The 23189-nt window shown below is 70.8% G+C and carries 21 protein-coding genes; 5 read left to right on the top strand and 16 right to left on the bottom strand.

The window, feature by feature from the left end; genetic code table 11:
* Positions 1 to 140: 140 nt before the first annotated feature.
* Positions 141 to 1100, top strand: a complete 960-nt coding sequence (gene lpxI, locus SFY69_00625; protein ID MDX2130539.1) for a UDP-2,3-diacylglucosamine diphosphatase LpxI — start codon at positions 141 to 143, stop codon at positions 1098 to 1100.
* A complete protein-coding gene (locus SFY69_00620; protein MDX2130538.1) occupies positions 1097 to 1726 on the top strand; it encodes an SAM-dependent methyltransferase in 630 nt (209 codons plus the stop codon). The genes lpxI and SFY69_00620 overlap by 4 nt, the downstream gene beginning before the upstream one ends.
* 62 nt (positions 1727 to 1788) lie before the next feature.
* Here SFY69_00620 and ccoS read toward each other — a convergent pair whose 3' ends face one another.
* Genes ccoS through ccoN form a run of 8 tightly spaced genes read right to left on the bottom strand, consistent with a single transcriptional unit; the run spans position 1789 to position 10434 of the window.
* Positions 1789 to 1926, bottom strand: a complete 138-nt coding sequence (gene ccoS / locus SFY69_00615) for a cbb3-type cytochrome oxidase assembly protein CcoS (protein ID MDX2130537.1) — start codon at positions 1924 to 1926, stop codon at positions 1789 to 1791.
* On the bottom strand, positions 1923 to 4439 hold the full coding sequence (locus tag SFY69_00610) for a heavy metal translocating P-type ATPase (GenBank protein ID MDX2130536.1): 2517 nt from the start codon (positions 4437 to 4439) through the stop codon (positions 1923 to 1925). Before SFY69_00610 ends, ccoS begins: the two co-directional genes overlap by 4 nt.
* Positions 4426 to 5142 (bottom strand): sulfite exporter TauE/SafE family protein, encoded by a 717-nt coding sequence (locus SFY69_00605; protein ID MDX2130535.1) that lies wholly within the window; start codon positions 5140 to 5142, stop codon positions 4426 to 4428. Before SFY69_00605 ends, SFY69_00610 begins: the two co-directional genes overlap by 14 nt.
* Before the next feature lie 5 nt (positions 5143 to 5147).
* The gene (locus SFY69_00600) at positions 5148 to 5636 is read right to left on the bottom strand and encodes a FixH family protein (GenBank protein ID MDX2130534.1); all 489 of its coding nucleotides are present in this window, start codon (positions 5634 to 5636) and stop codon (positions 5148 to 5150) included.
* On the bottom strand, positions 5633 to 7201 hold the full coding sequence (gene ccoG, locus SFY69_00595) for a cytochrome c oxidase accessory protein CcoG (protein MDX2130533.1): 1569 nt from the start codon (positions 7199 to 7201) through the stop codon (positions 5633 to 5635). Before ccoG ends, SFY69_00600 begins: the two co-directional genes overlap by 4 nt.
* Before the next feature lie 21 nt (positions 7202 to 7222).
* Positions 7223 to 7849: a cbb3-type cytochrome c oxidase N-terminal domain-containing protein gene (locus SFY69_00590; protein ID MDX2130532.1), complete on the bottom strand. Its 627-nt coding sequence runs from the start codon at positions 7847 to 7849 to the stop codon at positions 7223 to 7225.
* Complete coding sequence (locus SFY69_00585; GenBank protein ID MDX2130531.1) at positions 7846 to 8052, bottom strand: CcoQ/FixQ family Cbb3-type cytochrome c oxidase assembly chaperone; 207 nt, start codon at positions 8050 to 8052, stop codon at positions 7846 to 7848. The genes SFY69_00590 and SFY69_00585 overlap by 4 nt, the downstream gene beginning before the upstream one ends.
* A 3-nt stretch (positions 8053 to 8055) precedes the next feature.
* Positions 8056 to 10434 (bottom strand): cytochrome-c oxidase, cbb3-type subunit I, encoded by a 2379-nt coding sequence (gene ccoN / locus SFY69_00580; protein MDX2130530.1) that lies wholly within the window; start codon positions 10432 to 10434, stop codon positions 8056 to 8058.
* Between the two features lie 291 nt (positions 10435 to 10725).
* Here ccoN and SFY69_00575 point away from each other — a divergent pair, with 291 nt between their 5' ends.
* On the top strand, positions 10726 to 11199 hold the full coding sequence (locus tag SFY69_00575; GenBank protein MDX2130529.1) for an Rrf2 family transcriptional regulator: 474 nt from the start codon (positions 10726 to 10728) through the stop codon (positions 11197 to 11199).
* 3 nt (positions 11200 to 11202) lie between these two features.
* Here SFY69_00575 and SFY69_00570 read toward each other — a convergent pair whose 3' ends face one another.
* From SFY69_00570 to SFY69_00535, 8 genes are all read right to left on the bottom strand, one after another.
* Positions 11203 to 12873: an SMP-30/gluconolactonase/LRE family protein gene (locus SFY69_00570; GenBank protein MDX2130528.1), complete on the bottom strand. Its 1671-nt coding sequence runs from the start codon at positions 12871 to 12873 to the stop codon at positions 11203 to 11205.
* 105 nt (positions 12874 to 12978) lie between these two features.
* Positions 12979 to 13884 (bottom strand): YHS domain-containing (seleno)protein, encoded by a 906-nt coding sequence (locus tag SFY69_00565; protein MDX2130527.1) that lies wholly within the window; start codon positions 13882 to 13884, stop codon positions 12979 to 12981.
* 94 nt (positions 13885 to 13978) lie between these two features.
* Positions 13979 to 14506 carry a heme-binding protein gene (locus SFY69_00560; GenBank protein MDX2130526.1) on the bottom strand — a complete coding sequence of 176 codons (528 nt, stop codon included), beginning with the start codon at positions 14504 to 14506 and terminating at the stop codon, positions 13979 to 13981.
* A gap of 122 nt (positions 14507 to 14628) precedes the next feature.
* A complete protein-coding gene (locus tag SFY69_00555) occupies positions 14629 to 17358 on the bottom strand; it encodes a glucosidase (protein MDX2130525.1) in 2730 nt (909 codons plus the stop codon).
* 18 nt (positions 17359 to 17376) lie between these two features.
* Positions 17377 to 18462 carry a VOC family protein gene (locus SFY69_00550; protein MDX2130524.1) on the bottom strand — a complete coding sequence of 362 codons (1086 nt, stop codon included), beginning with the start codon at positions 18460 to 18462 and terminating at the stop codon, positions 17377 to 17379.
* Positions 18459 to 20030, bottom strand: a complete 1572-nt coding sequence (locus SFY69_00545) for a GMC family oxidoreductase (protein MDX2130523.1) — start codon at positions 20028 to 20030, stop codon at positions 18459 to 18461. Before SFY69_00545 ends, SFY69_00550 begins: the two co-directional genes overlap by 4 nt.
* 8 nt (positions 20031 to 20038) lie before the next feature.
* A complete protein-coding gene (locus SFY69_00540) occupies positions 20039 to 20923 on the bottom strand; it encodes an aquaporin (protein MDX2130522.1) in 885 nt (294 codons plus the stop codon).
* Between the two features lie 25 nt (positions 20924 to 20948).
* Positions 20949 to 21779 carry an SDR family oxidoreductase gene (locus SFY69_00535; protein MDX2130521.1) on the bottom strand — a complete coding sequence of 277 codons (831 nt, stop codon included), beginning with the start codon at positions 21777 to 21779 and terminating at the stop codon, positions 20949 to 20951.
* 485 nt (positions 21780 to 22264) lie between these two features.
* On the opposite strand from SFY69_00535, the gene SFY69_00530 reads away from it, so the two are divergent.
* Both SFY69_00530 and SFY69_00525 read left to right on the top strand, forming a co-directional pair.
* A complete protein-coding gene (locus tag SFY69_00530; GenBank protein ID MDX2130520.1) occupies positions 22265 to 22930 on the top strand; it encodes a sigma-70 family RNA polymerase sigma factor in 666 nt (221 codons plus the stop codon).
* Positions 22920 to 23183, top strand: coding sequence for a zf-HC2 domain-containing protein (locus tag SFY69_00525; protein MDX2130519.1), 264 nt, complete (start codon positions 22920 to 22922; stop codon positions 23181 to 23183). Before SFY69_00530 ends, SFY69_00525 begins: the two co-directional genes overlap by 11 nt.
* Positions 23184 to 23189 lie beyond the last annotated feature (6 nt).

Raw genomic sequence — 23189 nt, 5'->3', positions numbered from 1 at the left:
TTGATTCGAGCAGTTGAATGCGGCGAGCCGAAGACTTACAGTTGACCCTCGCCGGGGGGTTCTCGTTTGCCCGGCGCGTCAGTAGTCCGGACCGGACCGGCGTCCACGCCGGCTTCCGTGCCGCGAACGGGTCGGCTGCAATGAGCGTGATCGGAACGCCCGCGCTTCTGAAGTCATTCACAGACACGCCGTCGCCCCCGACGGCGATCGGCCTGATCGCCGGTGGCGGCGGCCTGCCGCTGCTCATCGCCCGCTCGCTGAAGGCGGCGGGGCATCCGGTGCACGGGCTCGGGCTTTCCAACCAGTACGAGCCGGAGTTGCCCCCGCTGTGCTCGACGTTCCAGGAGGTCGGGCTGTTCCGCCTGGGCGGCTGGGCGCGGACGCTGGCCCGGCTGGGCGTGCGGCACGCGATCATGGTCGGGAAGGTCGACAAGGCCAAACTGATGCACGATCCGTGGCGGGTGCTGCGGAACGTCCCGGACTTCACGACGCTGGGGGCGTGGTACCGGCACCTCCGGCGCGACAAGCGGTCGCACGCGGTGCTGCAGATCGTCGCCGAGGAACTGGGAAAATCCGGGGTGACGCTGCTGGACTCCACCGCGCCGATCCCCGACGAGATGGCCGCCCTGGGCGTGATGACCTCGCGCCAGCCCACGCCCGACCAGCGGCTGGACGTGGAGTTCGCGTGGCCCCTGCTGTCGCAGTTGCTACGGCTCGACGTGGGGCAGGCCATCGCCGTGCGGGAGCGTGACGTGATCGCGGTCGAAGCGGTCGAGGGCACGGACCGGATGGTCGAACGCGCCGGAAAGCTCTGCCGCGCTAAGGGTTGGACCTTGTGCAAGGGGGCTCGGTTCGGGCACGACCGCCGGTCGGACGTGCCCACCGTCGGCATCAACACCATCAAGAATCTGCACGCGAACGGCGGCGGGTGTCTGGCGATCGCCGCGGGCGACGTGATCATGCTCGACAAGGCCGACATGATCGCCCTCGCCGACCGCCTGGGGATCGCGATCGTCGGCGTGGCGCCCGAACTGGCCCACGTGCACACGCCGATCGTCCCGCCCTCGGGCATCGCCGCGGGCGTGATGGCCTCGGTGTGAGCACCGAGTTCGTCAGCCGCGGCGGGCAGAAACTCCGCCACGCCCTGGACATCTTTCGCATCGACCCCCGCGGGTACGTGTGCGCCGATCTCGGCGCGAGCACCGGTGGTTTTACCGACTGCCTGCTTCAGGCCGGGGCGGCGAAAGTCATCGCGGTCGACACGGCGTACGGCGAACTCGCGTGGCGTCTGCGGAACGACCCGCGCGTGGCGGTGCTCGAACGGACCAACGCGCTCCACGCGACCCCGACTGAGGCCGTAGACCTGGTGGTGATGGACCTGGGGTGGACGCCGCAGAGGCTGGCGATCCCGGCGGCGGTGAAGTGGCTGAAGCGCGGGGCGCAGGGGCACGGCGAAACGCCCGGCGAAGGCGCCGGCGCTTCGGGCGCGGGCGGAGGCAGGATCATCTCGCTCGTGAAGCCGCACTACGAGATGAAGGACCAGAAGCGTCCGCTGCCGCCGGGGGGCGTGCTGGAAGACGCGTTGGCCGAGGACGTCGCGATGTCGGCCATCGCGTCGCTGCCGGCCTTGGGGGTGCGCGTGCTCGGTCAGACGCGGTCGCCCCTGCTCGGCGGGAGCAAGGGCAAGGGCAACGCGGAGTGGCTCGTGCTGGTGGAGCCGGCGTGAACCGGTGCCGGCGGATTTGCGGCGCGGCGGGTGGCAGAGGCGCGGTCGGGGCGCCACCGGCCTCAGTCGTCGTTGATCATCCGGTGCGCGGGGGTTTCGACGTCGTCGAACTGCCCGCGTCGGACGGCCCACAAGAACGCCCACACCATGCCCCCGGCCAGCAGCAGGGCGAGCGGGACGACGACGAACAGGACGCTCATGGGCGGCCTCCGAACGTGCGCGACCGCAGCGACACGGACAGCGCGGTGATCGAACTCAGGGGCATCACCAGCGCCGCCACGATCGGGTTCACGAGCCCCAGCACCGCCAGCGTGCCCGCCGTGACGTTGTAGAACAGCGAGACCCAGAGGTTGCGCCGGATGACGGTCATCGTGCGACGGCTCGCGGTCACGAGCTCGACCAGCGGCGCGAGGCCCGGCGTGCCGAGGTACACGTCCGCCGCGGCCAGAGACGCCTCCACCCCGCCGTGCACCGCGACCCCGACATCGGCGGCGGCGAGGGCGGCGGCGTCGTTGACGCCGTCCCCCACCATCACGACCGGGCAGCCCCCGCGTGCGCCCAGCGACTGCACGTGCGCGAGCTTGTCCTCGGGCGAGAGCCCGGCGTGAATGTCGGCGGGGAGGAGCCCGACCTCGCGTCCGACGGCCTGGGCGACGTCCGGATGATCGCCCGAGAGCATGCGGACGTTCCAGCCGAGTGCGCGGAGCTGCCCGATCGCCGCGGCGCTCCCCGGGCGGACTCGGTCGCCCAGCGCGACACCCGCCACGAGCACGTCGTCGACCGCGACCGCGACCGGCGTGAGCCCCCGCGCGGCGAAGGCGCTCAGTTCGCGCACGAGGTCTGCCTCGGCGGGTGATTCGGCCGGCGTGCGCGGTGGGCGGGCGGCGGCGGTGCGGGCGCGGACAAACGCCGGCGAGCCGACGACGACGCGCTGCCCGCCGACCACGCCCTCGATGCCGCCACCGACGGTGTGAACGACGTCGGTCGCGGGGAGGAGGTCTTCGGCGGGGACGTCGCGCCGGAGGGCGACGGCGACGGGGTGGTTGGAGTGGGCTTCGAGCGACGCGACGGGCGCCCGCCACAAGTCCTCGCCCGCCCACGCGACGGGGGCGAGCCCGCCGAGCGTGATGGTGCCGGTCTTGTCGAGCAGGATGGTGCCGGGGGTCGAGAGGCGCTGGAGGCAGTCGCCGCCCTTCACGAGCATGCGCCCGCGGGCCGCACGCCCCATGGCGATCGTGATGACCAGGGGCGTGGCCAGCCCGAGCGCGCACGGGCAGGTGACGACGAGGAGCGCGACGGCGTGGTCGAGCGCGTGCGGGGGATCGAGCACGAGCCAGACGCCGAAGGTGATGACGGCCAACGCGAGCATGCCGACGGTGAACGCGCCGGCGACGCGGTCGGCGAAACGGACGATCGGGGCGCGCCGACGGGCGCCGTCCTCGACCAGGCGCATGAGTTTCGCGACGCGGGTGCCCTCGCCCGTCGCCTCGACCCGCACGCGGATGGCGGCGCCGACGTTGATCGTGCCCGCGGCGACCTCGCGTCCGGGCGCGATGTCGACCGGGCGCGACTCGCCGGTGAGGACGCCCTGGTCGATGGCGGAATGGCCGGCGGTGACGACGCCGTCGGCGGGGAGGCACTCGCCCGCGCGGACCTCGACGATGTCGCCCGGCGCGAGCGCCTCGACGGGGACGTCCTCGGGCTCGCCGCCGCCCGCGGGCACGCGCCGGGCCGAGGCGGGGGTGAGCGAGAAGAGGAGTTCGACGGCGTCGGCGGCGGAGCGCTGCTGGCGCGCCTGGAAGAAGCGCCCGACGAGCAGGGCGAAGACCAGCACGCTCACGGTGTCGAAGTAGACCTCGCCCGCGCCGGTGACGGTGGACCAGATGCTCCACGCCCCGCCCGCGCCCAGCGCGAGGGCGATGGGGACGTCAAAGTGCGGGGCGCGGGCGCGCAGGGCCGCGAGCGCGCTGGTGAAGAAGACGCGCCCCGGCCACGCGAGCGACACGACGGTGAGGAGCATGCTCGCCCAGCGGAAGAGCTCGCGGTGGGCGGGCTCCATGACGCCGAAGACGCCCGCGTAGAGGGCGACGGCGAAGAGCATGACGTTGCCGGCGCAGGCGCCGGCGACGGCGAGGCGGGCGAGCTGGCGCCGGTCCTCGGCGCGCCGGCGGGCGCGGGCGGCGGCCTCGCGCGCGGGGCTGGGCGCGTAGCCGATGGAATCGAGCGCGCGGGCGATGCGCGAGAGGGGGACGCGTTCGTCGTTCCACGTGAGGTGCACGAGGGCGCGCCCGAGATCGACGCGGGCCTCGACCACGCCGGGCACGAAGCGGGGCAGGCGCTCGACAAGCCACACGCACGCGGCGCAGTGCACGCCCGACAGGAAGAGCTCGGCGCGGCAGAGCCCGTCGGGCGTGCGCGTCACGTGCAGACGCCGGAAGGTGTCGTCGTCGAACTCGGCGAACGTGCGTCCGGTGGCGCCGGCGGGCGCGGCGGCGCCGTCGGCCTGGTCGCGGATCGCGTAGAAGCGCTCGAGCCCGCACTGATGGATCACGCGGTACGCCGACTCGCAGCCCTGGCAGCAGAACTGACGGTCTTCGGCGGGGCGAACGAGGCCCAGGGGCACGGGCAGCGCACAGTGCGCGCAGACGGCCGGCGTGGCGTCGGGGGCGGCGTGGCGGGGCGCGGGGGGTTGGAGGGTGCTAGCGGACGGGATGGCACACCACCTCGCTGCGAACGCCGTCGGACTGGATGAATCGAACGCGCCCCGCGAGCGTGGCGAGGCCGACGCCTACGAGCATGATCGAGGTGGCGACGGGGAGGATCCTGCGGAACGACCCGAGCCCGCGCTGCAGGCCGATGCCCAGGGCCGCCAGGGCCGGGAGCGTGCCGAGCCAGAAGGCGAGCATGGCCAGGGCGCCGGAGGCGGGGTGGGCGGTGCCGGCGGCGGTGGCGACGAAGGCGTAGAGCCAGCCGCAGGGGAGCAGGGTGGTGACCGCGCCGATGACGACGGCGCGTGCGGAGGGACCGAAGCGGTCGGCGAGGGCGTGCCCGCGGACGACGACGGACTCGAGCGCGCGGGGCGCGGGGACGCGGGGAAGGCGCACGCCGCACGCGCCGGCGACGCACGTGCCGCCGAAGACGACCATGACGATGCCCGCGCCGACGGCGGCGGCCTGCTGGATGCCGGCCATGTCGCCGGCGAGGTCGAGGGCGCCGCCCAGCGCGCCGGCGATGACGCCGAAGGTGAGGTACGTGCACAGTCGCCCGAGGTGGTACGAGGCGTGAAGGCGCCACGAGGGCGTGCGGACCTGGCCGGGCGGGCTGATGCTCAGGGCGAGGAACGCGCCGCACATCCCCGCGCAGTGCAGGCTGCCCAGGAGGCTCGCGACGAGGATGGCGCCGATGAGCGGGAGCATGGGTGCTAGATGCCGAAGTCGACCTGCTGCTCGCTGGTGAATCGCATGCCGACGGCGTCGGCGATGGCGTGGACGCGCCAGCGCCCGGGGCGGGAGCTCTCGAGCACGCCCTCGTACGTGCCGTCGTGGCGCGAGACCAGCGTGATGGTGTGGCGCGCACCGGGGTCGGCCTGGTGGAACGCCTCGAGATCGATGGTCGCGGCCCGGATGGGGTCGCCCGCGCCGTCGGTGAGGCGCAGACGCACGCGCGACGTCGCGTCGTCGACGGACGCGAACGAGACATCGAGCGTCCAGCCGAGCGCGCGGTTGGCGGCGTGCTGGCGGGCGGTGTCGTCCCAGTGCAGGGCCTTGGCGTAGTAGTCGGGCACGACGTCGCTGGTGCGCGTGCGGGCGGCGAAGTACACCGTCACGCCGACGATCGCCATGTTTCCCAGCAGCAGCCCCACGATGGCGATGGGCCAGCCCTGGCCGGGCTTGAGGGCGAGAGATTTCATGGCGTGCCTCCGGTGTCGGGTGTGGGCGGGGCCGGCTGCGCGGGCGCGGCAACGCCGGGGGCCTGTCCTCCGGCGGGGCCGACGACGCGGAACGGCACGCGGGTGCTGAAGCCCTGGCCATCGGAGACCAGGACGTGCACGTCGAGCGTGCCGCGGACGAACGCGCCGACGGGCACCAGGATCTGCGCCGGGACGGTGCGGACTTCGCCCGCCTCGACGCGGACGGGGTGGTCTTCGGCGCGGATGGAGACGCCCGGCGCGCCGGCGACGGCGGCGGCGTCGAAGGTGAACGTCGTCGCCTGGGCCGAGCGGTTCGCGATCTTCACGCGCACCTGGTTGGCGACGGTGCCGGGGTCGACCTGCACGAACGGGGCGCCGCGCCCGCGCAACACGCTGACGTCGGCGGAGGCCGCCCCGAGCAGGGTGATGAGGAACGCCGTCACGACCCCCGCGAGCACGGTCGCGTAGATCACCACGCGCGGGCGGATCATGCGGTACGTTCCGCCCGAGACGGCGGCCTGGGACGTGTAGCGGATGAGCCCGCGCGGGCGGCCCAGCTTGGTCATCACCGCGTCGCACGCGTCGATGCACTGCGTGCAGTTGATGCACTCCATCTGCAGCCCGTTGCGGATGTCGATGCCCGTGGGGCACGTGACGACGCAGAGCTTGCAGTCGACGCAGTCGCCCGTGCGCCGGGCCTCGCCCGCGAGCACCGGCAGCGCGAGGTCGGCGCGGTCGGTGGCGGCGGCCCGCTTGGCGCTCGCCTTGCCCCGGGGCTCGCCCCGCACGGGGTCGTAGCTCACGATGAGCGAGTGCCGGTCGAGCATGACGGACTGGAAGCGCCCGTACGGGCAGGCCACCAGGCACGTCTGCTCGCGGAAGAACGTGAAGTCGAAGAGCATGAGCCCGGTGACGACGGCCATGACGAGGAACGGCCCGGGGTGCCTGAGGGGCGATTGCGTCACCCACTCGCTGAGCCGCTCGACCCCGACGAAGTAGGCCAGGAAGGTGTGCGCGAGGTAGCACGCGACGAGGAAGAACGCGACGTACTTCAGCGTGCGCGCCGGGCCGGTTCCCTGGAACTTGTTCTTGATGGCCCGCCCGGGCGCGCCGTCGAAGAGGCGCTCGATCGGGCGGAACACGAACTCCATGTAGACCGTCTGCGGGCACGCCCACCCGCACCACACGCGCCCGAAGAGCGCGGTGAGCAGGAAGATGGTGAGGAAGATGCCGACGAGCAGGAACGCGAGCAGCAGCGTGTCGGTGGGCAGAAAGGTCTGGCCCAGGATGTGGAACCGCCGGGCGCTCAGGTCGAGCAGGATGGCCGGCCAGCCGTTGATCGTGGTGTGCGGGATGGCGGTGAAGAGCGCGATGAGCGCGTAGGCGACGGCGCGACGGCGGCTCAGGAATCGCCCGGGGCTGAGTTTGGGCTTCAGCCAGCGACGGCTGCCGTCGTCATTCAGCGTCGAGAGCGTGGAGGGCGCCCTGGTACCCGTCTCGCCCGCGGCGATCGGCATCGCCTGCGTTGCGTCCGGGTGTGCGTGCGTGACGGGCAGGGCGGTCATGGGAGCCTCCGTGCGGGTGAACTAGCGGGGCCAGGGCGCGATTGCCTCGCCCTCGGCCTGGCGGGCGTTGGCGGGCGTGGTGCCGCGGAGTCGGGCCGCGTACGCCGCGAGGAGCACGCGCTCCTTCTCGGAGAAGTTGTTGCGCCACGCGGGCATGGCGCCGTTGGCGGCACCGGCGGTGATGACGGCGAAGAGGTCGGGGAGGGCCTTGACGTTCTTGTAGTGGTCGTCGGTGAGGTTGGTGCCGTTGATGCCCCCGCCGTCCTTCGCGTGGCACTGGGCGCAGTTGCCCTGGAACATGCCCTGGGCGTACGCCATGAGCTTGTCGTCGCGCATGAGGGTGAGGATGCCGTCCTGGTCGGGCTTGATGTCACCGACGTTGGCGAAGAGGCGCATGGTCTCGGCGTTCTGCTTCGCGGCCCAGGCCTCCTGCGGGGTGTAGGCGAGCGGGCTGAACTGCCAGAAGACGAAGTAGAAGATGGAGAAGACGACCGAGCCGAGGAAGATGAGGTGCCACCAGCCGGGGGTCGGGTTGTCGAACTCGCGGATGCCGTCGTACTCGTGGTCGAGCAGGTGGTCGCGCGGGCGCGTGATTCTGGGCGACACGTCGCCGCCCTGGTCCCGTGAGTCGGAGGTCATCTGGGTCATTGATCGGTCCCCTTCGGCTGAACGGTGCGGGGCGTGACGACCCCGGATTCGAGCGGGATTCGGGCCGCCGCGTCGTACTCGCGACGACGGTCGCGCCGGTACACGCGCGTGATGACGGCGGCGAACACGACGAGGAAGATGCCCAGCGCGAGCTGCGGCCAGATGGACAGGTCGAGGCTTCCCATGATGTCGCTGAGTCGCATGGCTCAGTTCCCTCCCGTGGCCGCGACGGCCGGGTGATCGCTCGTCGGCGCGGCGCCTGATGTCGGCGCGCCCGTCGGGGTGGTGGTGGTGGTCGTCGTGCCGGTGGGCGCCGCGTCGGGCGGGGGCTTGTTGAGGTCGGTGCCCAGACGCTGCAGGTACGCGACGAGCGCGATGACCTTCTTGTCCTGCATGTTGGTGTACCCGCCCTGCTTCGCGAGGTTGTCGGCGATCTCCACGGCCTGCGCCCGGGCGATTTCGGCGGCCTTGCCCTGGCGGACGGCGTCGGCGTACGGCACGCCCAGCATCGCCATCGCGTCGACGCGTCCCTGGATGGTGCCCCAGTCGATGTCCTGCGTGAGCAGGTGCCCGTACGAGGGCATGACCGAGGTGGGGATGAGTTGGCGCGGGTTCTCGAAGTGGCGAACGTGCCAGTCGTGGCTCTGGCGCCCGCCCTCGCGGGCGAGGTCCGGGCCGATGCGCCGGCTGCCCCACTGGAAGGGCCGGTCGTAGACAAACTCGCCGGGCTTGCTGTACTCGCCGTAGCGGACGGTCTCGTGCCACAGCGGGCGGATCATCTGCGAGTGGCAGTTGTAGCAGCCCTCGGCGATGTAGATGTCGCGCCCGTAGAGCTCGAGCGGGGTGTAGGGCTGCACGCTGGCGATCGACGGGACGTTGGAGCGGATGAGGAAGGTCGGGATGATCTCGAAGAGCGACGCGACGCCGACCGCCGCCACGACCCACGCCGTGAACTTGAAGGGCTTGCGCTCCCAGACGCGGTGGAACCAGCCCTGGATGATCTTGGCTTCGACGTCGCGCCCGAGGTTGAGATTGCTGGTGAGGCGCGATTCGGGGATGGGCGCGTCCTCGTACCGCCGGTCAAGAGCGGGGAACTCGTGGACTTCCTCGGCGAAGGTCGCCGGTCGGGCGCGCCAGGTCTGGATGGCGTTGACGCCGAGCATGACGACGCCGGCGACGTAGAGCAGCCCGCCGACGACGCGGATCCAGTAGAAGGGCATGAGCTGGGCGACGGTCTCGACGAAGTCGGGGTACTGGAGGCGTCCGGAGACGTCGAAGGCACGCCACATCAGGCCCTGGGTGATGCCGGCGGTGTAGATGGCGAGGATGTAGAGAAGGATGCCGATGGTGGCAACCCAGAAGTGGAGGTTCATCCAGCGGGCGCTCCAGAGCTTGGTCTGGAAGAGCCGCGGGAGGAGCCAGTAGATCATGCCGAAGGTGAGGAAGCCGTTCCAGCCGAGGGCGCCGGCGTGGACGTGGGCGATGGTCCAGTCGGTGTAGTGCGAGAGGGCGTTGACGCTCTTGACGCTGAGCATCGGGCCCTCGAAGGTGGACATGCCGTAGAACGTCACGCCGACGACGAAGAACTTGAGGATCGGATCGGCGGTGACCTTGTGCCAGGCGCCGCGGAGGGTGAGCAGCCCGTTGATCATCCCGCCCCAGCTGGGCATCCAGAGCATGACGGAGAAGATCATGCCCAGCGACGAGGCCCAGTGCGGGAGGGCCGTGTAGTGCAGGTGGTGCGGGCCGGCCCAGATGTAGATGAACACCAGCGACCAGAAGTGCACGATGGACAGGCGGTAGGAGTACACCGGGCGCTCGGCGGCCTTGGGCATGAAGTAGTACATCAGCCCCAGGAACGGCGTGGTCAGGAAGAACGCCACCGCGTTGTGCCCGTACCACCACTGCATGAACGCGTCCTGCACGCCCGCGTACACGGGCCAGCTCTTCATCCATTCCGAGCCCCGCGGCCAGCGCCCGGTCTCGACCAGCTCGACCACCGCGAGCGGGAGGCTCAGGTTGTTGAAGACGTGAAGGATCGTGACGGTGACGATCGTCGCGATGTAGAACCACAGGGCGACGTACATGTGGCGCTCGCGCCGGATGGCGAGGGTGCCGAAGAAGTTGCCCCCGAAGAACCCGAGCCAGACCACGGCGATGAGCAGGTCGATCGGCCACTCGAGCTCGGCGTACTCCTTGCTCTGCGTGATGCCCAGCGGGAGGGTGAGGGCCGCGCACACGATGATCGCCTGCCACCCCCAGAAGTGCAGGCGGCTGAGCGTGTCGGAGTACATTCGCGTCTTGCACAGGCGCTGGGTGGAGTAGTAGATCGCGGCGAAGATGGCGTTGCCGGCGAAGGCGAAGATCGCGGCGTTGGTGTGCAGCGGACGCAGGCGCCCGAAGCTCAGCCACTCCACGCCCATGTTCGCGGCGGGGAAGGCCATCTGGATCGCGATGAACACGCCGGCCAGCGTCGCGACCAGGCCCCAGACCATCGTGGCGACCACGAACAGCCGGACGATCGCGTCGTCATAGACGACCCGCTCGAGCGGGCCGGCCTCGCTCGCCGGCCCCAGCCCTGCCATGCGCCCCTGCGGCCGCGTTCCGATCGACGTCGCTGACATCCGGTGCTCCTCTCCCTCTTGTGAGGGGCCGCGGTCCTGCCGCAGTTCCGATTGCAAACGAATATCTGACTTGCTATTCCTTTGATCCACTGATTCTCGCGATCTCGGACCCGGAAGTCAAGAATGACTCGCGTCAGGCAGGAAAAGCACTGATTTTCAAGTATGTACGGATTCCGTCAGGATTTCGATTTTCGAAATCAGCGGAACTTCTCGTCGCTTTTTCCGCTATGATCACCGAACCGGAGTGCTGGAATGTTGAGCCAAGCCGTCGGATATGCAGTGACCGCGATGGGGCACATCGCCGGAGCCGGCGGAAATCCCGTGCTGGTGCGCGAGATCGCCCAGGCGGCGGACATCCCGGCGCCCTACCTGGCCAAGATCATCAACGCGTTGTCGCGGAAGCAGTTGGTGATCACGCAGCGCGGCGTGGGCGGGGGCGTGACGCTGGCGCGTCCGGCGGTCGAGATCTCGATGTACGACGTGTGCGTGGCGCTGGACGACCCGGTGGTCCGGCCGACGTGCATGCTGGGCACGGCGGTGTGTTCGGACGACCGCGCCTGCCCGGCGCACACGTTCTGGAAGTCGTGCCGCAACGACGTGATCGAGTTTCTGCAGCGGACGAACGTCGCGGACATCGCGGCGTTCGAGGCGCGCCGTCGCTGGCGCTTCGTGGCGCAGGTGAACGTGTCGGCGCCTACCGCGCCAAAGGCCCACGAGACGACCTGAGCGTCAGCGTCCGGCGTGCAGGACGCGCACGCGGTAAAGCCCGCTGCGGGCCGTGATGTACAGCGTGCGCCGGTCGTCGTCGCCGAAGGCGAAGTTGGCGGGCAGTTCGGGGAGCACGATGGTGCCCAGGTGCTGCCCGCTCGGGGCGTGCACGCGGATGCCGGTCGGGGCGGAAACGTAGATGTGCCCGGCGGCGTCGACCTTGAGCCCGTCGTAGCAGATCTCGCCCGGCTCGGCGGTGATGTCGACGAACGTGACGGGGTTGGAGAGCGTGCCGTCGGGCGCGACGTCGTAGCGGAGGATGACCTTGCGGGCCTCGTCCCAGTTGTCGACGTAGAGGTGCTTCTCGTCGGGGGAGAAGGCGAGCCCGTTGGGGGCGCTGAGATCACGGGCGGCGAGGCGGAGCGTGCCTTCGCGGAGCATGTACACGCCGCTGTGGGGCAGTTCCTTCGCGGGATCGTTGAAGACCTTGGGCAGGCCGAAGGGCGGGTCGGTGAAGTAGAGGGTGCCGTCGGACCGGTAGACGAGGTCGTTGGGGCTGTTGAGGCGCTTGCCCTCGAAGCGATCGGCTAGGACGGTGACGGCGCCGTTGGGCTCCAGGCGCGAGACGCGGCGGTTTCCGTGCTCGCAGATGGCGAGGCGTCCGTCGGGGCCGAGGGCCAGGCCGTTGGACCCGGGCTGGTGGTACGCGCCGATGTCGACCCCGCCCACGCCGGAGTACCCGCTCTTGGTGCGGAAGATCGAGACGGCGCCGTCGGCGGGGTCGTAGCGGTGGATGACGTTCTTGTTGGGGTCGCTGAAGAGCAGGTACCCGCCGCGACCGCCCCCGCCGTAAGACTTGCCGGCGGGCAGGGTCGGGACCCAGACGGGCCCTTCTGTGAAGACGAAGCCGTCGGCGAGGCGCTCGGCCCGGGTTCCGGGCGCGACGACGCGGTCGATCGCGGAGTCGAGGCGGACGATCTGCGTGTCGACGGGCGTGGGCGTGTTGCGCATGCCGCGCCCGGGCGCGTAGAAATCGAGCGTCGCGGAGCGCACCCAGACGTAGTTCGGCGGAGGGTCAGAGAGCGGGGCGTTGGCGGCGAGGATCGCGACCCGCACGCGCTCGCCGGGCGCGGCGCGCCGGGTGATCTGCACGCGGGTCGGCGTGTTCCAGCCGGCGGCGGTCGGGCCGTCGTGCTGGCCGAGCACGGTGGGGAGTTCGCCGTTCACCCAGACCTCGGCGTAGTCGTCGACGACGAGCTCGAGCACCACGGTGGCGCCGGCGGGATCGAACGCGCCGACCACGCGTGGCATGGTGAAGTCGAATCGGTACCAGCCGAACGAGAGACGCCCGTTGGTGCGTCGTGCTTCGAGAGAATCGGGCGAGACGGCCTGCCACGCGGCGCTGTCGAAATCGGGCGTGTGGGGCTTGGGGTGCAGGTCGTCGGTGCGGACGGCACGGTCGCCGGGGCGGTTGTCGGGGCCGGGGGCGCGGTGCTCGACTTCCACGATGTGCGCGTCGGTGTACCGCCACTGCCCGGACACCATCGCGACGCCCGCGTCCGTCCTGAGATCCACCACGGCGTCCGGCAGCGCGGGGGACTGCAGCGTCTGCGCGGCGGCGGGCGCGAGGGCGGCGAGGACGACGACGGTGGACAGCACGTGCGGCGGGACGGGTGTGACGGTGCGGGGCATGGGTGTTCTCACGGGCGGCACGGGAGCGGGTCGAACTCAGTCACGCGGAGAGAGAAATCGGCGCTCGGCGCACCACGCGCGCGAGCGCCGGAGGGGGGAAGAGGCTTAGCGGCAGCGCCGGCTGGAAAGGCCGGGCCAGTTCTTCTCGGCTTTGGCGTAGTTGCCGCGGACGTTCTCGTTGAACAGGCGGTAGGCCTCGGGGGTGTGCTGGAGCACGACGCGCCCGTCGACGATCTGCCAGATCTCGGGGTTGACGGGCGAGACCTTGTTGATCGAGGCGGCGTAGCCGCAGAACCCGCCGAACTGCGGCACGAAGCGTGCGGGGTCTTTCTCGAAGGCGTTCTTGTGCTCGGCGTGGACGAAGTAGTACATGGCGCCCTGGAAGGAGCGCGCGAGCGCGGGGTCGCCCTTGCGGGGCTTGCCGTCGAGGATGTACGCGGTGGGGTCGTAGCCCTCGAGCGCCAGGCCGGCGGGGTCGACGTTGAGCAGCGCCCGGGGCGGCGTGCCGTTGCGCTCGACGAGCCCGGGCCAGTTCTTGTCGGCCTTCACGAGGTTGCCCGCGGGGTCCTTCTTCCAGGCGTCCCAGGCGCGCTGGTTGTGCTGGAGGATGAGCCGTCCGTCGACGATCTCCCAGTAGTTGGGGTCGATGGGGGAGATCGTGTTGATCGAGGCGGCGTAGGCGCAGTAGCCCCCGAACTCCGGCTCGTACTTGGCGGGGTTCGCGTCGAACATCCGCTTGTGCTCGAGCGAGGCGAAGTAGTAGAGCGCCCCGGCGTGCGTCGAGCGGATCGTCGGATCGCCCTTCACCGGCTTGGCGTCGGTGAAGTACGCGACCGGGTCGTGCCCGGCGATGGCGGCGCCGGCGTTGTCCAGGTTCACGAGCACACGCTGGTGGGCGAGCGTCGGGTCGTCGATGCCGACGCAGCGGCCATGACGCGCGCACGCGGGAGCGAGGGCGAGCAACGCCAGACACGGGACGAGCACGATGCGGGGGAACACGGACGCGGACATAACACTCTCCTGAGACGGGTTCGGTGGCACACGATGATTCGGACAACGCGTCGACGCACGACGCGGCACGAGCGGACGGAGGCGCGCGGGAGCGCTACGGCGCGGTCGAGGCCGCGGCGGCGCCCGCGATGGCGATCTGCTCGTCCTCGGCCTGGCTGTGCGCGCCGCTGACGCCGATGCCGCCGACGACGTGCCCGTCGATGACGATGGGGATGCCCCCCTGCAGCGGGGTCATCTGCTGCACGCCCGCGAGGGCGAAGCGCCCGGCGTTGAGCGCGTCTTCGAAGGCCTTGGTGGGCTTGCGGAAGGTGGCGGCGGTGCGGGCCTTGCCGATCGAGACCTCGGCGCCCGCGGGGAACGTGGCGTCCAGCCGCTGGAAGACGATCAGGTGCCCGCCGTCGTCGACCACGGCGATCGCGCCGCCGGCGTGCTTCGCGCGGGCCTCGGCGACGGCGGCGGCCAGCACGCGTTGGGCGCCGTCGAGCGTGAGCACGGGCTTGGAAGCGGCCGACGTGGCGTGCGCGGGCGCGCCCTGCGCGCCGGGCTGCGGGGCGGCCACGCCCCGGGCGAAGATGGACGCGGCGGCGACAACGGCACAGGCTGCAACATGCTGGTATTTCATCGGTGTTATCCTCTGGTGTCGCGGTGTTTGATGCCGCCGGACGCCCGTTGGTTACATCGTGTCGACCCGAGCGCGGGCGTGGCGGCAACGCCGCGCGGGCCGGGCGGGGCGCCCGCGCCGCGTCAGGTTGCCGGCGCGGCGCGGTGCAGCATCTCGAGCACGAGCGCCGTCCAGCCGGTCTGGTGGGTGGCGCCCAGGCCCCGACCCGTGTCGGCGTGGAAGTGCTCGTGGAAGTACACGAGGTCCTTCCAGTGCGGGTCCGCGGCGAATCGCGGGTCGTCGGCGTGGCAGGGGCGCCGGCCCTGCGCGTCGGGGAGGAAGAGGCGCGAGAGGCGCGTGCGGATCTCGTCGGCGGCCTGCGCGAGCGTGATGCGCCGCGAGCAGCACTCGACGGTGAGGTCGTCGCCGTAGAAGTGGTGGTAGCGCTCCAGCGCCTCGATGAGGAGGAAGTTCAGCGGGAACCAGATGGGCCCGCGCCAGTTGGAGTTGCCCCCGAAGAGCGCGGTCGTGGACTCGCCGGGCGTGTAGTCGACACGGAACTCCTCGCCGTTGTGATGGAAGACGTAGGGGTCGCGCTCGTGGCGCTTGCTGACGGATCGCACGCCGAAGGGCGAGAGGAACTCGCGCTCGTCCATGAGGCATGAGACGACGCGCTGGAGGCGGTCGCGCGAGGGGATGGCGAGCAGGCGCATGGCGTGGGCGGCGCCGGTGTGGGCGCAGGCGCAGGTGGCGTGCCACGGCACGTCGGTGTGGTGCCTGAGGAACCAGTGCATGCGGGTGCGGAAGTCCGGGAGCCGGTCGATGACGCGGTCGTCAAGGATCTCAACGCCCAGGAGGGGCACCATGCCCACGAGCGAGCGGACGCGCAGGGGGATGGCGCCATCGCCCATGCGGAGCTGGTCGTAGTAGAAGCCGTCGTGCTCGTCCCAGAGCCCGGTGCCGCCGAGGGTGTTCATGGCGTCGGTGATGGCGATGAAGTGCTCGAAGAACTTGGTGGCGATGTCCTCGTAGGCGGGGTCGCCGGCGGCGAGCTCGAGGGCGATGCTGAGCATCGTGCCGCAGTAGAAGGCCATCCACGCGGTGCCGTCGGCCTGCTCGAGCGAGCCGCCGGTGGGGAGTGGGCGCGAGCGGTCGAAGACGCCGATGTTGTCGAGCCCGAGGAACCCGCCCGCGAAGATGTGCTTGCCGGAGGGGTCCTTGCGGTTCACCCACCAGGTGAAGTTGAGCAGCAGCTTCTGGAAGCAGCGGGCGAGGAAGACGCGGTCGCGCTGGCCCCGCGCGCCGGTCATCTTGTACACGCGCCACACGGCCCAGGCGTGCACGGGCGGGTTGACGTCCCCGAACGCGAACTCGTACGCCGGGATCTGCCCGTTGGGGTGCATGTACCACTCGCGCAGCATGAGCACGAGCTGGTCCTTGGCGAACTGCGGGTCGAGGCGCGCGAACGGGATCATCTGGAACGCGAGGTCCCACGCGGCGTACCACGGGTACTCCCACTTGTCGGGCATCGAGATGATGTCCTGGTTGTTCAGGTGGCGCCAGTCGGCGTTGCGCCCGCGCGTGCGTTCGGCGGGGGGCGGCACCTGGCCCGCGTCGCCGTCGAGCCAGGGCGCGATGTCGATGTGGTAGAACTGCTTGCTCCAGAGCAGGCTTGCCGCCGCCTGGCGCGCCACGAGGCGGGCGTCGGGCGAGAGTTCGCCATGCCGGCGCGGGGGCGCGTCGTAGAAGGCGTCGGCGTCGGCCCGCCGCTCGTCGACGACGCGGTCGAACGCGCGCGCGTCGAGCGGGGCGTAGGCGTTGGCCGGGTGGAGGCGCAGGCGCAGGGTGATGGCGCCGTTCGCGGGAACATCCAGGGCGTACCACGCGGCGCTCTTGGTGCCCCGCCCGGCGGGGTTCACGGCGCCGGCGTTGTTGCGGACGACGCGCTCGTGGAAGGCGTCCTTCACGAACGGGGTCTCGTTCGGAACGCCCCACAGGCGCTGCGTGTTCGAGACGTTCTCGGTGAAGAGCAGCTCGGGGCTGGCCGCCTGGTCGTCGATCGACAGCACCATCGAGCCCATGTCCGGGTGCGTGGCGAGGATGCGCGTGTTGCCGTCGGCGACGAGCGAGGGACGGGGCGAGCCGGGCGCCCACGACCAGGTGTTGCGGAACCAGAGCGTCGGGAGGACGTGGATCCGGGCCGCCTCCGGCCCGCGGTTGGAGATCGTGAGACGGATGAGGATGTCGTCGGGCGAGGCCTTGGCGTACTCGGCCTGCACATCGAAGACGCGTCCGTCGTTGAACACGCCCGAGTCCTCGATCTCGAACTCGCGCTCGTGGCGCCCGCGCGTGCGGCTCTCTTCCACGAGGCGCGCGTACGGGAACTCGGCCTGCGGGTACTTGTACAGCGCCTTCATGTACGAGTGCGTCGGCGTGGAGTCGAGGTAGAAGTAGTGCTCCTTCACGTCCTCGCCGTGGTTGCCCTCGGGGCCCGTGAGCCCGAACAGACGCTCCTTCAGGATCGGGTCGCGTTCGTTCCAGAGCGCCAGCGCGAAGCACAGGCGGCATTGATCATCGCTGATCCCCAGCAGCCCGTCCTCGCCCCAGCGGTACGTGCGCGAGCGCGCGTGGTCGTGCGGGAAGTGCGTCCAGCAGTCGCCGTTCGCCGAATAGTCCTCGCGCACCGTGCCCCACTGGCGCTCGGAGACATAGGGCCCCCACCGTCGCCACGCCGCCCGCCCCGCGTCGGCGTCGGCCAGGCGGCGCGCCTCGGCATCGGGAGCGGCGGGAACGGACGCTGCACGAGCGGCGGGTGCGGCGGGTGCGGGCGCGAGTGCGACGGCGCGAGATGACTTCGAGCGGGTCGAGGGCATGCGGATTCCTTCGTGGCGTTACTTGGCGGGAGCGGCGAATCGCAGGGCGTGCCCGTCCGGGTCGCGGGCGTGCGCAGCCGCGTCGAGCTTCATCTCGTGGGGCAGGCCCGACACGGGCCCGGGAGAGATCCACCGGGCGCCGCCTCGCAGGTGCGAGGACAGGGCGTGCGTGTCCGGACAGGTGACGTTGGTCGTCCAGGTCAGCAGGTCGTTCAGGCGTGCGTCGCCCGGGTACTCACGGCCGTCGGTCGGCGCGAGGTACTCCAGCAGTTCCACGCCCGGGCCCTGGGGCGCACGCAGGGTGGTGATGCGCAGGCGCGCGCCGAAGACGGCGTTGAGGCGCTCCTGCTCCGGGCCGTAGTTCTCGCTCCCGCCGGCGACCCGCATCCCCAGCGCGTCGCGATAGAACGCCAGCGATCGCTCGGTATCTTCGACGACAATCGCGGTGTGATCGATGCCCAGGAAGAGGCTCGTTGGGCTCTCGGCGGCGCGGGCGGCCCAGCGCGGGTCGCCCTTGCCGGGCGGGAAGTGGATCACCTCGAGCACGTGCCCTTCGGGGTCCTTGAAGTAGAAGGCCGAGATCCCGCCGGCGTTGGGGTTCCAGTCCGGCAGCGTCTGCGGGCCGCTCGACGCGTGTCGCACCGCGTGGGCGCGGAGGTGCGCGTACGCGCGCGGCATGTCGGACACGACGATCGCGATGTGCTGGAACCAGCGGTCGTTGCTGCGCGAGTCATCGGGGATCGGGCGCCCCTCGGGCGCGAGGTAGTCGGTGAGTTCGATCGACTCCTGCCCCAGGCGCAGGCGAGCGGTGCGGACGCGCGCGGGGAAGACGCCCGTCAGGTGCTCGATGGCCTCGCCCGCGAACTCGTGCTCCGACGCCTTCTCGAACCCCAGCACCCGCGTGTAGAAGTCGACCGCGCGATCGAGGTCGCCGACGGTGATGCCGATGGACTCCACCGCCGTGACTGGCGCGTGGGGCGCGGCGGATGCGTGGCTCGTGGGCGGCGCGCCGGCGGGCTGTGCGAGGGCGGCGGGCGCGAGGCCGGCGACGACGGCGACAGCGAAGCGCGCGACGAGCAGCCGCGCGAGCGAGTGGGATCTCATACCAGGGTCTCCTCGGCGCGCCGGGCGGCGGCGCCGGCAACGCCCAGGCGCCCGAGCAGGTGCTCGGCGACCCGCAGCGCGTTCGCCATGATCGTGAGCGAGGGATTGACGGCGCTGCTGGACGGGAAGAACGACCCATCAACGGCGTAGAGGTTGTCGAGTTCGTGCGCCTTGCAGTTGACGTCGAGCACGCTGGTCGCCGGGTCGGTGCCGAAGCGCAGCGTGCCGTTCTGGTGGCTGACGCCGCCGACGCCGAGGCGTGCCGCGAGGTATTCCGGTCGACGCCGCCCCCGCGACATCTCGGCGCGGGAGAGCGCCTCGCCCAACTTGGTGGCGAGGCGTTCGTAGGCCTCGGCGTTGTTGACGCGGTACGAGACCTTGATGGCGCCATCGGGCCGGATGGTGATGCGGTTGTTCGGGTCGGGAAGGTCCTCGGCGGTGAGGAAGAAGTCGATCGTGCGGGAGGCGATGTCGTCGATCGAGACGCCCGGCAAGTCCCCGCCCCGCAGCCAGTCGATCGTCCCGCGATCGGGCTTGCCCATGAGCTGGATGGTGCCGAGCGGGAGGGGCGAATCGGGCGCGCCGCAGTAGAAGTCGGTCATGCCGAAGTGCTTCTGGAACTGCGAGGGGTTGCGCTCCTGCGTGACGGCGAGGAAGCAGCCGTTCTGGTGGCACATGTAGTTGCGTCCGACCTGGTCGGACCCGTTCGCCAGGCCGTGCGGGTGCCGATCGCTCGCGGAGCGGAGCAGGAGCGCGGCGGAGTTGATGGCGCCGCAGGCGAGCACGACGACGCTCCCGCGGAAGACGAGCCGCTCGCCGTCGCGGCGCGCGACGACTTCGGTGACCGTCCCGCCGCGGGGGTCGGTCACGAGGCGTTCGACGTACGCGCGGGTGACGAGGGAGACGTTCTCTCGGGCAAGCGCGGGCTGCACGCAGCAGACGTGCGCGTCGGCCTTCACTTCGGTAAGGTCCGGGTAGCCGTCGAACGCGCTGAAGCGGTACGGCGCCGCCGTCGGGCTAGCGCGATCAAGGCGGACGCCCAGCGGGATGGGGAAGGGGCGGTAGCCCTGCGACCGCAGGTCGTCGAACAGCGCCTTGATGCGGGGCTCGGGCTCGATGAACGGGAACGGGAACGGGGCGGAGGCGGGTGGCTCGTGCGGATCGGATCCGCGGTCGCCGTGCACGCTGTACAGCCGCTCGGCGCGGGTGTAATACGGCTCGAGGTCGTCGTAGGAGATGGGCCAGGCGGGCGAGATGCCGCCGTAGTGCCGGACCTCGCCGAAGTCGTGCACGCGCATGCGGAGCAGTGCGGCGCCGTAGACCTTGGTGTTGCCGCCGACCCAGTAGTGCGTGTACGGGCTGAATGGCTGGTCGTCGCGGTCGTACCAGGTTTCCTTGGCGAGGTAGCGCTTGTCGGCGAAGACGGCCTTCTCGTCCCAGTTCTCGCGCTCGCGCGGGAGCACGTCGCCGCGCTCGAGGATGAGGACCCGCAGGCCCGATGGCGCGAGCGCGTGGGCGAGCGTGCCGCCGCCCGCGCCCGAGCCGATGATGATCACGTCGTAGTCCATCCGCGGGGTCACTCCGCCTGCGTGTGCTGATCGCGCCCGTCGTTCGGGCGCACCTCTTCTCCGATGCCGGCGTCGGGCGTGCGTCGCGGGGGCGTTGCGGATTTGTCGTGGATGTGACAGCGGAAGATGCAGCGCCCGCCGCCGTCGTGGTTCAGTTTCGCGCACAGCACGTGGTCGGCGCCGAACGCCGCGGCGTAAGCACCGGCCGCGCTCAGCATCGCCAGCGTGGGCGCGGTGAAGTAGATCCACAGCGACGCGAACCGCCGGGCGACGACGGCCGAGCCGAACGTCCTGGCCGGGTTGATGCTCATCCCCGAAAGCGGCGCCGCGAGCGTGATGTACAGCGCGACCATGCACCCGGCGAAGAGCCCGGTGTACGACGCCGTGCGCGGGTCGTTCGTGGCGAGCAGCACCATGCCCATGAGCGCGAACGCGAGGGCGAACTCCGTGCCCCAGGCGGCGGCGGAGCCCCACCGCCCGGGGGTCGTCAGGACGTAGTTCACCGTCGGATGGCGCAGCACCGGCCCCAGCAGCGCCCGCGCGACGAGCACGCCCCCGGCCCCGCCGATGAACTGGGCCGCGATGTACCAGAGCGCGTCCCACGGGCCGATCTTGCCCAGGGTGAAGAACGCGAGGGTGGTCGCCGGGTTCATGTGCGCCCCCGACCGCTGGCCCAGGGGCGAGTAGATGAGCGCGACGGCGGTGAGGCCCATGAGCACGCCGATGAGCGCCCGCCGTGCGAACGCCGACGGGATGCGCCGGCGCAGCGGCGACGCGTCGTGCTGCACGACCCGCACGCTCACGCACGCCGAGACCATTAACGCGCCGAGCAGCGTCGCCTCGATGAGATACTCCGGCCAGTGCGCGCGGAGCGCGTCGACCAACGCGAGCATGACGCCCCCTCCCCTGCGCCGCGGATCAGCCGCCGGTCTCGAAGCCCGGGTAGAGCGTCATCCCGCCGTCGACGAACAGGCTGGCGCCGGTGATGTAGTCGGCCTCGTCGGACGAGAGCCACACCGCGAGGCGCGCGATGTCGTCCACCTCGCCGATGCGCTTGTAGGGGATCAGCCGCATGAGGTCGGCGTACGCGTCGGGGGTTTCCCACGCCGGCCGGTTGATCGGGGTGCGGATCGCGCCCGGGCAGATGCTGTTCACGCGGATGCGCCACGGCGCGACTTCCTGGGCGATGCTCTTCATGAGGAGCATGACCCCGCCCTTGCTGGCGGCGTAGTTGACGTGCCCGGCCCACGGGATCACCTCGTGCACGCTCGACACGCAGATGATCTTCCCGGCGGCGCACGAGACGTCCCGGCGCACGCCCCGACGCTTGAACTCGCGGATCGCCTCGCGGGCGCAGAGGAACTGCCCCGTGAGGTTCACGTCGATGACCTTGCGCCACTGCGCGAGCGACATCGACTCGATGGGAGCGTCCCACTGCATGCCCGCGTTGTTCACGAGGATGTCGACCGTGCCGAAGCGCTGCACGGCCCGGGCGACCATCGCCTGGACCTGGCCCTCGTCCGAGACATCCGCCTTTACGGCGATCGCCTCGCCCCGGTGCGCGCAGCCGCAGTGCGTCGCCTCGTGCACGACGGCCTCGGCGTCGGCGTCGGGGCCGATGTAGTTCACGACCACGTTCGCGCCGGCGGCGCAGAGCGCGTTCGCGATGCCGCGACCGATGCCCGAGGAGGCGCCGGTCACGATGGCGGTCTGGCCGCGCAGGATGGGGCGTACCTCGCACGCGGGCATCACGACCTCGGGGAGCTGATCGGGCGTGAGATCGGCGATCAGCGTGCTGTTCATCTTCGTCATCGTCGACATGGGGAGGACTCCACGATCGGTGCGGGCGCGGAGACAGCCTGCCGCTCCGGCGTCGCCCGGCGTTACTCCTCAGATGCCGACGAATCGCGCGGCGTTACGAACTCCCGCGGGGTCCGGGCGTACGTGTCGGGTCGCGTCGCTCCCACACGAGTACGCATTCTTATCTTCATGCCGTTACAGGACAGACTGATTTTCCGCGAATCTCACGATTGAGCCCGAGCATCCGGATACTCATGCAAGTGTGCAGAGTTTCCTCCGGTGTTCCTGCGCCGGCACGCCACCGGCCGGGAATAATGTTCCGATTCGTGCGAGTCACGTCACCCGGCGACGTGCGGGCACTCGCGAAGACCGGCCGGCATGCGGGAGATCAGACCATGGAGCACGCGACCACGGCATGGCTCTCAGATCCGCCCATGGACCGACACATCAACCCGGACGTACCACACACCAACGCCTCGCGCTCTCGGGGCGACCCATCGGCGTTCGAGCCCCCCTGCACGCTGCTGGAGCGTCTGCGCCGGGGCGATGACGCGGCGTTCGACGAGCTCGTCGCGCAGTCGGCCTCGCGCCTGTTCTGCGTGGCGCAGCGCCTGCTGCGCAACGAGGCCGACGCGAGCGACGCGGTGCAGGAGGCCTATTTGAGCGCGTTCAAGGCGCTGGACACCTTCGACGGACGTTCGCAACTGGGCACGTGGCTACACCGCATCACGGTGAACGTCTGTCTGATGAAACTGCGCTCGGCCCGGCGTCGTCCGACACAATCTATCGAGGCGCTGCTGCCCACCTTCGCCGAGGACGGGCACCGCAAGAATCCGGGTGTTGAATGGAAACCGGCCGAGTCCATCGGCATCGAACGCGAGGGCATCCGCGCGGTCGTCCGCGCCAAGATCGATGCCCTGCCCGACCCGTACCGCGAGGTGCTGGTGCTGCGCGACATCGAGCAGATGGATACCGATGAAGTCGCCACGCTGCTCGGGCTGTCGCCCGCGGCGGTCAAGACACGTCTGCACCGCGCACGCCAGGCCCTCCGCACGCTCCTCACGCCGCTGTTCACGGAAGGAGTTCTCCATGCCGAGTGAGTACATCACCTGCCGTGAGCTCATCGAGTTCATCGCGGACTACCTCGATGGCACGCTGCCCGCCGAGGCGCGCGTCGAGTTCGAGCGCCACCTCACGGTGTGCCCCGCCTGCGTCGCGTACCTGCGCTCTTACCAGCGCACCATCGACGCCAGCCGCGATGCGCTCGCGCCCTCCGACGAGCCCGCGACCACCGTCGCGCCGCCCGGACTGGTCGACGCCATCCGCGCGGCCCGCGCCAACGCCCGGACGTAGCACGCC

This window comes from Planctomycetota bacterium, assembly GCA_033763975.1.
In the GTDB taxonomy this organism is placed as follows: Bacteria; Planctomycetota; Phycisphaerae; order Phycisphaerales; family UBA1924; genus RI-211.
The sequence above is the reverse complement of the archived record's forward strand: the minus strand, read 5'-3'. Positions and strand labels throughout refer to the sequence as shown.

Excerpts from the sequence above, each read along its gene's own strand:
- SFY69_00570 (MDX2130528.1), bottom strand. The coding sequence starts at position 12,873 with ATGCCCCGCACCGTCACACCCGTCCCGCCGCACGTGCTGTCCACCGTC.
- SFY69_00605 (MDX2130535.1), bottom strand. The coding sequence starts at position 5,142 with ATGCTCCCGCTCATCGGCGCCATCCTCGTCGCGAGCCTCCTGGGCAGC.
- SFY69_00560 (MDX2130526.1), bottom strand. The coding sequence starts at position 14,506 with ATGAAATACCAGCATGTTGCAGCCTGTGCCGTTGTCGCCGCCGCGTCC.
- ccoS (MDX2130537.1), bottom strand. The coding sequence starts at position 1,926 with ATGAGCGTCCTGTTCGTCGTCGTCCCGCTCGCCCTGCTGCTGGCCGGG.
- SFY69_00585 (MDX2130531.1), bottom strand. The coding sequence starts at position 8,052 with ATGCGACTCAGCGACATCATGGGAAGCCTCGACCTGTCCATCTGGCCG.
- SFY69_00565 (MDX2130527.1), bottom strand. The coding sequence starts at position 13,884 with ATGTCCGCGTCCGTGTTCCCCCGCATCGTGCTCGTCCCGTGTCTGGCG.
- SFY69_00590 (MDX2130532.1), bottom strand. The coding sequence starts at position 7,849 with ATGACCCAGATGACCTCCGACTCACGGGACCAGGGCGGCGACGTGTCG.
- ccoG (MDX2130533.1), bottom strand. The coding sequence starts at position 7,201 with ATGACCGCCCTGCCCGTCACGCACGCACACCCGGACGCAACGCAGGCG.
- SFY69_00575 (MDX2130529.1), top strand. The coding sequence starts at position 10,726 with ATGTTGAGCCAAGCCGTCGGATATGCAGTGACCGCGATGGGGCACATC.
- SFY69_00525 (MDX2130519.1), top strand. The coding sequence starts at position 22,920 with ATGCCGAGTGAGTACATCACCTGCCGTGAGCTCATCGAGTTCATCGCG.
- SFY69_00535 (MDX2130521.1), bottom strand. The coding sequence starts at position 21,779 with ATGCCCGCGTGCGAGGTACGCCCCATCCTGCGCGGCCAGACCGCCATC.
- SFY69_00540 (MDX2130522.1), bottom strand. The coding sequence starts at position 20,923 with ATGCTCGCGTTGGTCGACGCGCTCCGCGCGCACTGGCCGGAGTATCTC.
- SFY69_00545 (MDX2130523.1), bottom strand. The coding sequence starts at position 20,030 with ATGGACTACGACGTGATCATCATCGGCTCGGGCGCGGGCGGCGGCACG.
- ccoN (MDX2130530.1), bottom strand. The coding sequence starts at position 10,434 with ATGGCAGGGCTGGGGCCGGCGAGCGAGGCCGGCCCGCTCGAGCGGGTC.
- SFY69_00530 (MDX2130520.1), top strand. The coding sequence starts at position 22,265 with ATGGACCGACACATCAACCCGGACGTACCACACACCAACGCCTCGCGC.
- SFY69_00550 (MDX2130524.1), bottom strand. The coding sequence starts at position 18,462 with ATGAGATCCCACTCGCTCGCGCGGCTGCTCGTCGCGCGCTTCGCTGTC.
- lpxI (MDX2130539.1), top strand. The coding sequence starts at position 141 with ATGAGCGTGATCGGAACGCCCGCGCTTCTGAAGTCATTCACAGACACG.
- SFY69_00600 (MDX2130534.1), bottom strand. The coding sequence starts at position 5,636 with ATGAAATCTCTCGCCCTCAAGCCCGGCCAGGGCTGGCCCATCGCCATC.
- SFY69_00555 (MDX2130525.1), bottom strand. The coding sequence starts at position 17,358 with ATGCCCTCGACCCGCTCGAAGTCATCTCGCGCCGTCGCACTCGCGCCC.